Genomic DNA, 13,195 nt, shown 5'->3' on the forward strand with positions numbered 1-13,195 from the left:
CGAACAGGAAGACAGTCCCATGCGCGCAACCGTCATGCACAAGGCCCATGACGTCAGGATCGAAACGGTTCCCGACGCCGCCATCCTTCACCCCACCGACGCGGTCATCCGCATCACCCGCGCCTGCATCTGCGGCAGCGATCTCTGGCCGTTCAATGGCGGCCCGAATGTCGAACGCCAGCAGATGGGTCACGAGGCGATTGGCGTGGTCGAGGCCGTGGGCGGCGATGTCCATCGCATCAAGCCTGGGCAAGTCGTCATCATGCCCTTCGCCTACTCGGACGGCTCCTGCCTGTTCTGCGACGAAGGCCTGCAGACGGCGTGCATGCACGGCGGCTTCTTCGGCAATGGCGGCGCAGCCGGCGGAGCACAGGCAGAGGCGTTGCGCGTACCGCTGGCCGACGGCACGCTCTATCCGCTGCCGGTCGGCGAGGACGATGCGCTGATGCCGTCGCTGCTCACACTGTCCGACGTGATGGGCACCGGGCATCACGCCGCGGTCACGGCGCGCGTGGCGTCCGGCCACACCGTGGCAGTGGTCGGCGACGGCGCGGTCGGGCTCTGCGGCATCCTCGCGGCAAAACGCCTCGGCGCAGAGCAGATCATCGTGCTGGGTCGTCATGCCGATCGTATCGCGCTGGCCAACAGCTTCGGCGCCACCGATGTGGTGAGCGAGCGTGGCGAGGAAGCGATCGAGCGCGTCCGCGCGCTCACCGGTGGCCTCGGCGTCCAGTCGGTCCTCGAATGCGTCGGCACCGAACAGGCGATCGCCACATCCATGGGGATCGTCCGCCCCGGCGGCGCGGTCGGGCGCGTCGGCGTGCCTCACTATGACGCCGTCCCCGGAGCGCGGCCGATGTTCTACACGAATGTCACGGTCTCGGGCGGCCCTGCGCCCGTCCGCGCCTATATCGACGAATTGCTGCCGGATATCATGGAAGGGCGGATCAAGCCCGGCCGCGTCTTCGATCGCACCATCGATCTCGACGGCGTACCCGATGGCTATCTCGCGATGAACGGCCGCGAAGCACTCAAGGTTTTGATCCGACCCTGACGGCCTGTCGGAAGCGGCGTCCCGCACAGGATCGCGGGATGCCGCCGTCCCCGGATTCGCACACTACGGCCAAAGCCCTCGCCGGCCACCTGTTCTAGCTACAGCCTACTTCGCCTCGCTGCCCTCATGCTTGTCGATGAACGTGTCGAGATCGGCGGTCATCACCGACCACCAGTCGATCACGTCGGCGAAATTGGCATAGGTCATCTTGCCGACCGTCGTCACGTCCATCGACGTGCCGAGGTCGCCATCCTTGTCGACATAGATTTTCACGAAGCGCTTGTTGGCGTTCCATTCGTTGGCAAGCGCCGGGGTGAAGCCCGGCTGCTTCTTGAACCAGGTATAGAATTGCAACGACGAACAGCCGCTGTCGGGCTTGCAGCCGTAAAACTCGATCGTGAAGGCCGCGCCATTCGCCGCGCTCACGATATAGGGGTCGCCCTTGCCATTGCGCTTGAGCTCGGCCTTGTATCCGGCCTCACGCACCGCATCGGTGACGATATCGGGTCGCGTCAGATCGAGTATCCGTTCGGGCGCCTTGTCCTGCGCCAGCGCCGGCACCGCGATCATCGCCGCGCCACCCAGCGCCAGCCTCCCCATGCGCGCACCAAAGTCCATCACAGTCCCCGCAAAGCAAAAACGACGACCGACCATAGCCCGCGCCTGTGCTGCGGGACAATCGCGCCATTCCCTCGCCGGCGCGGCCGCCGCCCGCCAGACCGCGCCTACCCCTCGACCGCAGGCTGCATCACCGCCAGCTCATGCCCGTCAGGATCGCGAAAGTGAAAGCGCCGTCCACCGGGAAAGGCGAAGATCGGCAGGCTGATCTCGCCGCCCGCAGCCCAGACCGCCTCTTCCGCCGCCTCGAGATTGTCGACCTCGATCACCGGCAGCAGCGCCGCCGTCTTCTCCGCCGCGTCGCCCTGCACGCCGATATCGGTGTCGCCGCTCGTCGTCGCGGCGTAGGTCGGCCCGAAATCGGTAAAGCTCCAGCCGAACGCGCGCGCATAGAAGGCCTTGGTCACCGCGACGTCGCTCGACGGCAGTTCGAGATAATTGAAACGCGCCATATGCCGCCCCTGATGTTCTTGATTTGTTCTGACGCATGGCGCATCATTTGTCAATGGAAAAGCCGAAGCCCCCCGCGCGCGGCGCGACGCTCAACGCGACCAGCCGGCGCTTCAACCTTCCCGAGCGCACGGCCGATGGCGACTGGCTCGATGCACAGGCCGATATCGACGGCACGCCGCCCCCGCTGCGCACCAGCGTGACGGTCGAAAAGCCCAGGTCGATCATCAACCGCAATGCCTCGCCCGACATTCCCTTCGATCGCTCGATCAATGCATATCGGGGCTGCGAGCATGGCTGCATCTACTGCTTCGCGCGCCCGACGCATGCCTTTCACGATCTCTCGCCGGGGCTCGATTTCGAGACGAAACTGTTCGCCAAGCCCGACGCCGCGATGCTGCTCCGGCAGGAGCTGTCGCGGCCCGGCTATCGACCCGCGCCGATCGCGATGGGCACCAATACCGATCCCTATCAGCCGATCGAGGGCGAGTGGAAAATCACGCGCTCGATCATCGAGATACTGGTCGAGACGCGACATCCCTTCAGCATCACCACCAAGTCGAACCGCGTCGTTCGCGACCTCGATCTGCTGGCGCGCGCGGCCGAATATGGGCTGGTCGCGGTGGCGCTTTCTGTCACCTCGCTCGACCCGAAGATCGCCCGCACGCTCGAACCGCGCGCGCCGTATCCCGAGCGTCGGCTTGCCGCCGTCAAGTCATTGAGTTCGGCTGGAATCCCCACTTACGTCTCGATAGCCCCCGTTATCCCCCTGATAACCGAGCAGGAAATCGAGCGCATCGTCGCCCGCGCGGCGGAGGCCGGCGCGCGCGGCGTCTCCTTCATCCCCGTGCGCCTGCCCCACGAAGTCGCGCCGCTGTTCCGCGCCTGGCTCGATACGCATTTCCCCGATCGCGCGGCCAAGGTCATGTCGGTGATCCGCTCGATCCGCGGCGGGCGCGACAATGATCCCGGCTTCTTCTCGCGTATGCGCGGCGAAGGCCCGTGGGCGGCGCTGCTGCGCACCCGCTTCCGCATCGCGGTCCAGCGCCACGGCCTCAACCGCGAGCGCTGGGACTTGCGATCGGACCTGTTCCGCCCGCCCGAGGGCGACCAGCTCCGCCTGTTCTGAAAGGCTCAGGCCGCCGTCGGCAGGCGATAATCCTTATACTGCGTGCGCAGCGCCGTCTTGAGCAGCTTGCCCGTCGCCGTGTGCGGCAGCTCGTCGACGAAATGCACGTCGTCGGGTAGCCACCATTTGGCGACCTTGTCCGCCAGATAGGCGGTGATCTCCGCCGCGCCGACATGCGATCCCGGCTTGCGCACGACGAGGAGCAGCGGCCGTTCGTCCCATTTGGGATGGTAGACGCCGATCGCCGCCGCCTCGGCCACGCCCGGGCAGCCCATCGCGGCATTTTCGAGTTCGACCGAGCTGATCCATTCACCGCCCGACTTGATCACGTCCTTCGAACGATCGGTGATCTGCATCGTCCCGTCAGGGTGAAGCACGGCCACGTCGCCCGTATCGAACCAGCTGTCCGCGTCGACTGCATCGGCATCGGCCTTGAAGTAGCGTTTGACGACCCAGGGCCCGCGGATCTGCAGGCGCCCCGAGCTCACCCCGTCGCGCGGCTGCTCGACATCCTCGTCATCGACGATGCGCAGCTCGACGCCGAAGGGAATCCGCCCCTGCTTGCAGGCCAGATCGAGCTGTTCCTCGCGGTCCATCTCCTCCCAGTTCACGGGCGGCGCGCCGGCCGTCCCGATCGGCGAAGTCTCGGTCATGCCCCAGAGGTGCGCGACCCGCACGCCCATATCCATCAATCGGCTGAGCATCGCGCGCGGTGCGGCCGATCCGCCGATCGTCACCAGCCTCAGATGCTCGGGGCTCTCCCCCGTTTCGTCGATATGCTTGAACATGGCGAGCCAGACCGTGGGCACGCCCGCCGAATGCGTCACCTGCTCGCCGTTCATCAGGTCGCACAGCACTTTGGCGTCGTTCACCGCAGAATAGACGAGCTTGCAGCCCGAAAGCGCCGCCGCGAAAGGCAGCCCCCATGCCGCCGCGTGGAACATCGGTACGATCGGCATCACGACCGCACGGTTGGACAGATCGAAGACCCAGGGCGCGACCTCGGCCATCGCATGGATCATCGTCGATCGATGTTCGTAGAGCACGCCCTTGGGATTGCCCGTTGTACCGCTGGTATAGCAGAGCATGCACGGATCGCGCTCGCCGCCCTCCACCCAGCGATAATGGCCGTCCTCGGTGGCGATCAGGCTTTCGAAACCCGGTTCGCCTGGCGCCGGATCGAAGCAGACATAATGCTCGATCGACGTGAACTGAGGCTTCAGCCGTTCGACCAGCGGCGCGAAAGCGCGATCATAGAACAGCACGCGATCGTCGGCATGATTGGCGATATAGACGATCTGCTCGTCGAACAGGCGCGGATTGATCGTGTGGATCACCCCGCCCATGCCGATCACGCCATACCAGGCGGCGAGATGCCGGCCATGGTTCATCGCCAGCGTCGCGATCCGGTCGCCGGGTTTCATGCCGAGCCGTTCGAGCGCCTGCGCCAGCCGCCGCGCGTCGCGATGGATGCCCGCCCAGTTGGTCCGCGTCTCATGGCCGTCGGCCCAGCGCGACACGATCTCACGCGTGCCATGCTCGCGCGCGGCGTGATCGATCAGCCGCGGCACTCGCAGCGCATAATCCTGCATTCCGCCAAGCATCTTACTCTCCTCGTCCCCGTTCTTTGGGAACAAGGTCGTTCGAGCATGGCCTTGCTGTCAAGAAACCAGGGCGAGCCGCCGCGGTTCGGCCGAACGAAGCTCCACGTCAGACAGCCCGGGAAGGCGCTCGATCCGCGCCGCAAGCTCGGCATCGAGCAGGAAATCGCGGCCGAGGCAGAGGTTGGCCGACGCCCCATGATCAAGCACGACGTGGAGAACCAGCGTCCCCCGCCCGCCGCGCAACGGCGAGACGAGATCGGCGAGATACGCGACGGCCGTAGCGTCATTCGTCGACAGGTGAAGCTCCAGCCGCGCCGCGCTGGTCAGCGTGTCGAACGCCTGAATCCGCTTGATCGTCACGCGCGGGCTTTCCTCGCCCGGCTTGCGATCGAGCTCGACAGTCAGCAGGCCGCAATGCCCGGCGCGCGCAGCCTCCTCCAGTTCCTTCGACACCTCATCGTCGAAGCAGCTCGCCATATATTGCCCCGACGAATCGGACAGCATGCACAGCATGTAGCGCCGCCCGCGCGCCGAGGTCCGCCAGCGCGCCTCCTCGACCAGCCCAGCCATCGTCGCGGCCGACCGGCTCGCCTCGACCACCGGCGGCTGATCGCAGATCGCGCCATAGCTGCGTGCGCCATTGGCATCGGCAAGGTGGCGGTAGCGATCGACCGGATGGGCCGAGAAGTAGAAGCCGAACGCCTCCTTCTCCTGCGCCATGCTGTCGGCGAGCGACCAGTGCACGTCACGCGGCATGCGGATCGCGGCGACCGAGGCCGGCCCGGCGCCGAACAGGCCGCCCTGCCCGCTCGTCCGCGCGTCGGCGGCCTGCGCAGCCACGGCCAGCACGGTCTCGGCCACGGCATAGGTCGTAGCGCGATCGGGCGACAGGCCGTCGAACGCCCCCCCGGCGATCAGGCTTTCAAGCTGACGCTTGTTAAGCAGCTTGGGATCGACGCGCCCCGCGAAATCATCGAGCGAGGCGAAGGGACCGCTCGCGTCGCGCTCGGCGATCAGCTGCTCCATCGCCTTTTCGCCGACGCCTTTGAGTGCGGCGAGCGCATAGCGCACCGCCAGTCCCTCGCCGTCCTGCTCGACCCCGAACTCGGCCTCGCTGCGATTGATATCGGGAGCGAGACAGCTGAGCCCCATGCGCCGCATGTCGTCGACGAAGATGGCGAGCTTGTCGGTCAGCGCCATGTCGTAGCACATCGATGCCGCGTAGAATTCGTGCGGGTGATGCGCCTTCAGCCAGGCGGTCTGATAGGCAAGCAACGCATAGGCGGCAGCGTGGCTCTTGTTGAAGCCATAGCCCGCGAACTTGTCGATCAAGTCGAACAGCTCATTGGCCTTCTCGGCATCGATCTCGCGCGCCGCGCAGCCGTCGACGAAGCGCTGGCGCTGCGCGTCCATCTCGGCCTTGATCTTCTTGCCCATCGCGCGACGCAGCAGATCCGCCTCGCCAAGGCTATAGCCGGCCAGCACCTGCGCGGCCTGCATCACCTGTTCCTGATAAACGAAGATGCCGTAGGTTTCGGCAAGAATGTCTTCGAGCAGCGGATGCGGATAGGCGATCGGCTCGCGTCCGTTCTTTCGCGCGCCGAACATGGGGATATTGTCCATCGGCCCCGGCCGATAGAGCGAGACGAGCGCGATAATGTCGCCGAAATTGGTCGGGCGCACGGCCGCCAGCGTGCGGCGCATGCCTTCCGATTCCAGCTGGAACACGCCCACCGTGTCGCCGCGCTGGAGGAGTGCGTAAACCTCGGGATCGTCCCATTCGAGCGCATCGAGATCGATCGAGATGTCTCGCCTGGCGAGCATCTCGACGGCCTTCTTCAGCACCGACAGCGTCTTGAGGCCGAGGAAGTCGAACTTCACCAGCCCCGCGCCTTCGACATATTTCATGTCGAACTGCGTGACCGGCATATCCGATCGCGGATCGCGGTAGAGCGGGACGAGCTGGCTGAGCGGGCGATCGCCGATCACCACGCCCGCCGCGTGGGTCGAGCTGTGGCGGGGAAGCCCCTCGAGCTTGCGCGCCAGATCGAAGAGCTGCTTCACCTGCCCGTCGGTCTTATATTCCCCGGCCAGCTCCGAAACGCCATTGAGCGCACGATCGAGCGTCCAGGGATCGGTCGGATGGTTTGGAACCAGCTTGGCTAATCGATCGACATGGCCGTAACTCATCTGGAGAACGCGGCCGGTGTCCTTGAGCACCGCGCGCGCCTTCAGTCGCCCGAAGGTGATGATCTGGGCGACATGGTCGCGGCCATATTTCTGCTGGACGTAGCGGATCACTTCCTCGCGCCGCGTTTCGCAGAAGTCGATGTCGAAGTCGGGCATCGACACGCGCTCGGGATTGAGGAAGCGCTCGAACAGCAGGCCCAGTTTGATCGGATCGAGATCGGTGATGGTCAGCGCCCAGGCGACGACCGATCCCGCGCCCGATCCGCGCCCGGGCCCCACCGGAATGTCATGCGCCTTCGCCCATTTGATGAAGTCGGCGACGATCAGGAAATAGCCGGGAAAGCCCATCTGGATGATGATGTTCAGCTCGAAATCGAGCCGATCGAAATAGGCCTGCCGGTCGGTATCGGCAGGCAGCTTCTCCAGCCGCGCCTCGAGGCCCGCCTTCGCGTCCTCGCGCAGTTTCACCGCCTCGCCTTCGCGGTCGCCGGCGAGGCTGGGCAGGATCGGCCCGCGCTTGGGCGCCGCCACCGCGCAGCGCTGCGCGACGACCAGCGTGTTCGCGATCGCCTCGGGCAGATCCTCGAACAGCGCCTTCATCTCCTTCGCGGGCTTCATCCACGCGTCGGGCGAGCTGCGCTTGCGATCCTCGCTTTCGACATAGGATGAGGATGCGATGCACAGCATCGCATCGTGCGCCGCGTGAAAATCCTCGTCGGCGAAGCAGCAGGGATTGGTCGCGACCAGCGGCAGGTTGCGGCCATAGGCCAGGTTCAGCAGATGCGGCTCGGCCTTGCCTTCGACTTCGTCGAGCCGGCGGACGATCTCGATATAGAGCCGTCCGGAAAACAGCGCTTCCAGCCGGTCGGCATAATCCTCGGCATCGCGCATCTGTTCTTCGGCATAGAGCCGCGCGAGCGCACCCTCGCCGCCGGCAGTCAGGGCGATCAGCCCGTCGGTGCGCCCTTCCAGCGCGCCGAACTCGACATGCGCCTGCTCCTCGATCGGACGATCGAGATGCGCGATGGAAACGAGCGCACACAGATTCTCATATCCGCGCTGATCCTGCGCGTAGAGCGCAAGCCAGTCATAAGCCGGCGGCACGCCATCGGGCATGTCGGGGCGCAGCACGCACAGCATCGTGCCGATGATCGGCTGGACACCCGCCTTCATCGTCGCTTCGGAAAAGGCCATCGCGCCATAGAGGCCGTTGCGATCGCTGATCGCCGCCGCGGGGAAGCCAAGCTCACGCGCGCGCGACGCGATCGCCTTGGGATCGATCGCGCCATCCAGCATCGTGTAGGCGGAGAAGATCCGAAGCGGAACGAAGGCAGCGTGCGGCATCGCAAGACTATGGGGTCTCGGATCGATTCTGAAAACCGCCCGCCCTCATAAGCTGTGGATTATTGGCCACGGCCGGGCGGGAACTGATCCGCTTTATTGACAAGCTCCCTTCGTTTCCCGGATTTCTGGTTAACGGCATATCCGGGGGGATGGCATGGAGTATCAGGGGTCACGCTTCGCGGGCGGCACCGTCAGGCTCGACGGCAACAGTTTCACCAATTGCGTGTTCGACGGCGCGGTGCTCGCCTATGACGGCGGCCCGGTCAGCCTGGTCGGCTGCGTGTTCGAGCGTATCGCCGGCTGGCAGTTCGGCGGCAATCTCGGCACCGGGCTGGGGATGCTCGGCCGCCTCTATCTCGGCGATCATGAGCAGGGGCTGAGGATCGTCGGCCAGGCGATGTTCCAGGCCCCGGCCCCGAGGCCGACGATGCAATGACGAGAAGAGGCAGCGTGACGATGCTTGCGGTAGGGAATGGCGGAAAATCGTGATTCCTGTCCTTGGAAGTTGACAAAGTTGAGACGCTGGAGCGCCATTCTCAACGTGCGAGAGAACGCAATGTCAAAGAGCCGGGCAGCGTGCGCCGATCACCGATCTAACATCCCGATATGGCTGTAGGACAGCTCTGCCGCGACCGACCGCCTAAAGCAGCTTCTCCACATCCGCCTCGATCTGGGCGGGCGTCGTCGTCGGCGCATAGCGCTGGACGACAGTGCCGCTGCGATCGACGAGGAACTTGGTGAAGTTCCACTTGATCCCGCGCCCCAGCAGCCCGGGCCTCATCGCCTTCAGATGCTCCCACAGCGGATCGGCGTTGGCGCCGTTGACGTCGATCTTCGCGAAGAGCGGGAAGGTCACGTCGTAGGTGAGCGAGCAGAAGGTCGCGATCTCCTCGGCATTGCCCGGTTCCTGCGCACCGAACTGGTTGCAGGGAAAGGCCAGCACCTCGAGATCGCGATCCTTATACTTGCGGTAGAGCGCCTCCAGCCCCGCATATTGCGGGGTGAAGCCGCACTTGCTGGCGACGTTGACGATCAGCAGCACCTTGCCCAGATGCGCGGCCATTTTTTCGGTCGCGCCGTCAGGCAGCTTCACCTCGAAATCGGCAATCGTCGCCATGCTTCCCCTCCTCAGCTCGTCGGCTTCTTCTCCACGATGAAGATATCGCCATCGGCATCGACGATATAGAGGTTCGCGTTCTTGTCCTGCCCGAAGCTCACGACATTGTTGATCGTGCCGACGTCAGGCGTGAAGCCGCCATTGCGCAGGCGGAAATTCTCCGACTGGATGGTGCTGCCCCGCACGATCGAGGCCGTCGGGACGCTCCACACATTGCCCGTCGCGGCATCGCCGAAATAATAGTTGAGCTGCAGGCTGGTGACCGCACCGCGATAGACATAGCCGCCGATGATCGCGCTGCCCTGCTGAGCACCGGTGCCATGAGCATATTCGAGGATCGGCGGAACGAGCCCCGTCGTATCGCCGCCAAGGAAGGTGTGCGTGCCTTCAAGGATCGGCCAGCCGAAATTGGGCGCGGTGCCGGCGGTCGCGAAATCTGACGCGAGCAGAAGATCCGCCTCCTCCCAGCTATTCTGGCCCTGGTCGCCGATGAACAATCCGGTCGCGAACTCGAACGAAGCCCGCTTGGGATTGCGGAAGCCGTAGGCGATCACCTCGGGCGCCCCGCCGCTGGTGGCGTAGGGATTGCCGGTGGGAATCGCATAATCCTTGTTGGGATCGTTCGGATAGGAATCGGTCGCCGGATCGATGCGCAGCACCTTGCCGAGCAGGCTGTTCTTGTTCTGCGCGTTGCCATCCGAATCGCTCGGGCTGCCGCCGTCGCCGGTGGTGATGTACAGATAATTGTCGGCACCGAAGCCGATCCAGCCGCCATAGTGCGAATTGAGCGGGTGCGGAATCTGCATGATCACGTCGGCAGTCGACGTGTCGGCCTGATCGTTGTTGCTGGCCAGAGTCTTGTACTTCCGGACCTCGATCGCGCCGGTGGCGTTGCTCAGCAGGACGTAGAAGGTCTTGTCGGTCGCGAAGGTCGGCGACAGCGTGAAGCCCAGCAAGCCGCGCTCGCCGTCGGTCGAGATTTCCGCGCTCACGTCGAGGAAAGTCGTCGTCGCCGCCGGGTTGGTCGCCTTGGGGTCGAGGATCTTGATCCGCCCCGTCCGCTCGACAACGTAGACCCGACCCGTGTCGTCGGTGACCGGGAAGACATAGACGGGCTGGTTGAAGCCGGTGCCCACGCGGCGTACCCGCACGTCCGCATCGGGCTTGATCACCGTGACATAGACCGTCTGGTTGACCGGGGTCGTGCCGTCAGTGACCGTCAGCTGGACGACGTAGACATTGTCCTTGTTCGCATCGAGCGGATTGTTGACGTCGGGCGGCGTCTTGAACGACAGGCCGCCGCTGCTCGTGATGTTGAAGAAGCTCTGATCGTCGCCCCCGGTGATCGAGAAGCTCAGTGTCTTGCCGGCCGGTCCGGTGGCCGTAGCGATATAGAAGACGCCCGTACTGCCCGAATCGACCGACCAGGTCGTGGGCGACGTGAAGACCGGCGTGCTCGACGTGGGAGTCGGCGTAGGCGTCGGGGTCGGCGTGGGCGTCGGCGATCCGCCGCCGCAGGCCGCAAGCGCGAGCGCACCCATTGTCGCAATGACATAGCGCGACGCTGAACTACCGAGACGAACCATCATTTTCTCCCTGATCGCCGCCGGGGGGCGCGGCAATAATCGCTGTTCTTGTTCAAAGCCGGCACTGATCTAGCTTTCAAGCAGGCCGTCATGCAAACGCACGATGCGGTCCATTCGCGCGGCGAGCCGTTCATTGTGCGTCGCGACCAGCGCGGCGGACCCTTCTTCGCGCACCAAAGCCAGAAACTGCGCCAGCACGATATCGGCGGTCGCCTCGTCGAGATTGCCCGTCGGCTCGTCGGCCAGCACCAGCGCGGGCCGGTTGGCAAGCGCGCGGGCGACCGCGACGCGCTGCTGCTCGCCGCCCGAAAGCTGCGACGGCCGGTGCGACAGGCGGTGGCCGAGCCCGAGCGCGCCGAGCAGCGTCGCCGCCCGATCGCGCGCGGCAACAGGCTCGGAACCGTGGATGAGCTGGGGCAGGACGACATTCTCGCTCGCGTCGAAATCGGGCAGCAGGTGATGAAACTGATAGACGAAGCCAAGCGCGTCGCGCCTTACCCGCGTGCGCCCATCGGCATCGAGCTTCGCTGCTTCCTCGCCCTTGATCCGGATCGAGCCGCCAAAGCCGCCCTCGAGCAGCCCGACCGCCTGAAGCAGCGTCGATTTGCCTGAGCCGCTCGGCCCCAGCAGTGCGACGATCTCCCCCGGCGCGACGGCAAGGTCGACGCCGCGCAGCACGTCGATCGTCTCGCCGCCCTGCGTGAAGCTGCGCTTCAGGGCAGTGACGCCCAGCACTTCGCCGGCCATCGGCTCACTCATAGCGCAGCACCTGCACCGGATCGGTGCTCGCGGCCTTGTAGGCCGGATAGAGCGTCGCGAGGATCGAGAAGATCAGCGCCATCACCACGATCCCGATCACCTCGACCGGGTCGGTGCGAGAGGGCAGTTCGGTCAGGAAGCGGATCGACGGGTCCCACAGATTCTGGCCCGTCACGAACTGGACGAAATTGACCACGGCCTGCCGGTAGAACAGGAAGACCGCGCCGACGATCAGCCCTGCGATGATGCCGAGCACGCCGATCGTCACGCCCACCGTCATGAAGATCTTCATCATGCTGCTGCGGCTCGCCCCCATCGTCCGCAGGATCGCGATGTCGCGCGTCTTGGCGCGCACCAGCATGATCAGCGACGACAGGATATTGAACACCGCGACGAGCACGATGATCGACAGCACGACGAACATCGCGACGCGCTCGACCGCCAGCGCCTCGAACAAGGTCGCGTTCATCTGCCGCCAGTCGGTGACGACGCCTTTGCTCTGTACCTGCCTGGCCAGCGGCTGAAGGATCGTCGCCACGCGGTCGGGATCGACCGTCTTGACCTCGACCATGCCCACCGCATCGCCCATCAGCAGCAAGGTCTGCGCGTCCTCGATCGGCATGATCACGAATGCCTTGTCGTAATCATAGACGCCGACCTCGAAGATCGCCGCCACGCGGTAGCTGACGATGCGCGGCACTGTGCCGAACGGCGTGGTCTGCCCTTGCGGGCTGATCAGGCTGATCTCGCTACCCACCTGCGCGCCAAGGGCATCGGCAAGCCGCGCGCCGATCGCGACATTGCCGCTGCCCGGCGTCAGCGCGAGCAGGCTGCCGTCGAGCACCTTGCTCTTGATCGTGGCGTTGCCCCGGATGTCCTCGACGCGCATCCCGCGCGCCAGCACCGCCTCGACGCGCCCGTTGAAGCTCGCCATCAGCGGCTGCTCGATCAGCGGCGTCGCCTCGGTCACGCCCGGCGTCGCCTTCGCCTGCCGGATCACATCGCGCCAGTCAGGCAGGCGCCCGTCATAACCCTGGATCACGGCATGGCCGTTCAGCCCCACCACCTTGTCGAACAGTTCGGCACGGAAGCCGTTCATCACGCTCATCACGATCACCAGCGCGGCGACGCCCAGCATCACCGCGACCAGGCTGATCGTCGCGACCATGAAGATGAAGGCCTCGCCGCGGCCGGGGAGCAGATAACGCTTGGCGATCATCCGCTCGTAGCGCGACAGGATCATGCAGGGTTTCCGGGGTGTGGCATTGGCTGTCCGGCCCTTAGGGTTAGGCGCTTCCGCTTGCAACCGGAAGCGCGGCTGTTGCCGATAGAACACAGGCTGCT

The 13,195-nt window shown here is 65.2% G+C and carries 11 protein-coding genes; 3 read left to right on the forward strand and 8 right to left on the reverse strand.

Going from position 1 to position 13,195, the window contains the following annotated elements; translation table 11 throughout:
* Window positions 1-19: 19 nt before the first annotated feature.
* Entirely contained in the window at window positions 20-1,054 is a 1,035-nt protein-coding gene (locus tag AC3WT0_RS07340; RefSeq protein ID WP_492752672.1) for a zinc-binding dehydrogenase, read from the forward strand.
* Between the two features lie 105 nt (window positions 1,055-1,159).
* Here AC3WT0_RS07340 and AC3WT0_RS07345 read toward each other — a convergent pair whose 3' ends face one another.
* Together AC3WT0_RS07345 and AC3WT0_RS07350 are read right to left on the reverse strand one after the other, a co-directional pair.
* A complete protein-coding gene (locus tag AC3WT0_RS07345) occupies window positions 1,160-1,672 on the reverse strand; it encodes a YbjN domain-containing protein (RefSeq protein ID WP_492752673.1) in 513 nt (170 codons plus the stop codon).
* A gap of 107 nt (window positions 1,673-1,779) precedes the next feature.
* Window positions 1,780-2,124 (reverse strand): VOC family protein, encoded by a 345-nt coding sequence (locus tag AC3WT0_RS07350; RefSeq protein ID WP_492752675.1) that lies wholly within the window; start codon window positions 2,122-2,124, stop codon window positions 1,780-1,782.
* Between the two features lie 53 nt (window positions 2,125-2,177).
* Between AC3WT0_RS07350 and AC3WT0_RS07355 the strand changes: the two genes are divergently transcribed.
* The gene (locus tag AC3WT0_RS07355) at window positions 2,178-3,251 is read left to right on the forward strand and encodes a PA0069 family radical SAM protein (protein WP_492752677.1); all 1,074 of its coding nucleotides are present in this window, start codon (window positions 2,178-2,180) and stop codon (window positions 3,249-3,251) included.
* 5 nt (window positions 3,252-3,256) lie between these two features.
* On the opposite strand, the gene AC3WT0_RS07360 is transcribed toward AC3WT0_RS07355, so the two are convergent.
* Both AC3WT0_RS07360 and dnaE read right to left on the reverse strand, forming a co-directional pair.
* Window positions 3,257-4,855, reverse strand: a complete 1,599-nt coding sequence (locus tag AC3WT0_RS07360; RefSeq protein ID WP_492752678.1) for a long-chain fatty acid--CoA ligase — start codon at window positions 4,853-4,855, stop codon at window positions 3,257-3,259.
* 57 nt (window positions 4,856-4,912) lie between these two features.
* A complete protein-coding gene (dnaE, locus tag AC3WT0_RS07365) occupies window positions 4,913-8,389 on the reverse strand; it encodes a DNA polymerase III subunit alpha (RefSeq protein WP_492752680.1) in 3,477 nt (1,158 codons plus the stop codon).
* A gap of 154 nt (window positions 8,390-8,543) precedes the next feature.
* Between dnaE and AC3WT0_RS07370 the strand changes: the two genes are divergently transcribed.
* Window positions 8,544-8,825: a hypothetical protein gene (locus AC3WT0_RS07370; protein WP_492752682.1), complete on the forward strand. Its 282-nt coding sequence runs from the start codon at window positions 8,544-8,546 to the stop codon at window positions 8,823-8,825.
* A gap of 204 nt (window positions 8,826-9,029) precedes the next feature.
* On the opposite strand, the gene AC3WT0_RS07375 is transcribed toward AC3WT0_RS07370, so the two are convergent.
* The 4 genes from AC3WT0_RS07375 to AC3WT0_RS07390 all read right to left on the reverse strand — a co-directional run bounded on the left by AC3WT0_RS07375 (window position 9,030) and on the right by AC3WT0_RS07390 (window position 13,094).
* Window positions 9,030-9,506, reverse strand: a complete 477-nt coding sequence (locus tag AC3WT0_RS07375; RefSeq protein ID WP_492752683.1) for a glutathione peroxidase — start codon at window positions 9,504-9,506, stop codon at window positions 9,030-9,032.
* An 11-nt stretch (window positions 9,507-9,517) separates the two neighbouring features.
* Entirely contained in the window at window positions 9,518-11,092 is a 1,575-nt protein-coding gene (locus AC3WT0_RS07380; protein WP_492752684.1) for a PQQ-dependent sugar dehydrogenase, read from the reverse strand.
* 69 nt (window positions 11,093-11,161) lie between these two features.
* On the reverse strand, window positions 11,162-11,851 hold the full coding sequence (locus tag AC3WT0_RS07385) for an ABC transporter ATP-binding protein (protein ID WP_492752687.1): 690 nt from the start codon (window positions 11,849-11,851) through the stop codon (window positions 11,162-11,164).
* Window positions 11,844-13,094, reverse strand: coding sequence for a lipoprotein-releasing ABC transporter permease subunit (locus AC3WT0_RS07390; protein WP_492752689.1), 1,251 nt, complete (start codon window positions 13,092-13,094; stop codon window positions 11,844-11,846). The genes AC3WT0_RS07385 and AC3WT0_RS07390 overlap by 8 nt, the downstream gene beginning before the upstream one ends.
* Window positions 13,095-13,195: the final 101 nt, after the last annotated feature.

It is taken from the genome of Sphingomonas sp. EU05-FHT14C10, assembly GCF_058790595.1.

Bases quoted from the DNA above. Each gene is read 5' to 3' on its own strand.
- AC3WT0_RS07340 (WP_492752672.1), top strand. From the start codon at position 20: ATGCGCGCAACCGTCATGCACAAGGCCCATGACGTCAGGATCGAAACG.
- AC3WT0_RS07345 (WP_492752673.1), bottom strand. From the start codon at position 1,672: ATGGACTTTGGTGCGCGCATGGGGAGGCTGGCGCTGGGTGGCGCGGCG.
- AC3WT0_RS07350 (WP_492752675.1), bottom strand. From the start codon at position 2,124: ATGGCGCGTTTCAATTATCTCGAACTGCCGTCGAGCGACGTCGCGGTG.
- AC3WT0_RS07355 (WP_492752677.1), top strand. From the start codon at position 2,178: ATGGAAAAGCCGAAGCCCCCCGCGCGCGGCGCGACGCTCAACGCGACC.
- AC3WT0_RS07360 (WP_492752678.1), bottom strand. From the start codon at position 4,855: ATGCTTGGCGGAATGCAGGATTATGCGCTGCGAGTGCCGCGGCTGATC.
- dnaE (WP_492752680.1), bottom strand. From the start codon at position 8,389: ATGCCGCACGCTGCCTTCGTTCCGCTTCGGATCTTCTCCGCCTACACG.
- AC3WT0_RS07370 (WP_492752682.1), top strand. From the start codon at position 8,544: ATGGAGTATCAGGGGTCACGCTTCGCGGGCGGCACCGTCAGGCTCGAC.
- AC3WT0_RS07375 (WP_492752683.1), bottom strand. From the start codon at position 9,506: ATGGCGACGATTGCCGATTTCGAGGTGAAGCTGCCTGACGGCGCGACC.
- AC3WT0_RS07380 (WP_492752684.1), bottom strand. From the start codon at position 11,092: ATGGTTCGTCTCGGTAGTTCAGCGTCGCGCTATGTCATTGCGACAATG.
- AC3WT0_RS07385 (WP_492752687.1), bottom strand. From the start codon at position 11,851: ATGAGTGAGCCGATGGCCGGCGAAGTGCTGGGCGTCACTGCCCTGAAG.
- AC3WT0_RS07390 (WP_492752689.1), bottom strand. From the start codon at position 13,094: ATGATCCTGTCGCGCTACGAGCGGATGATCGCCAAGCGTTATCTGCTC.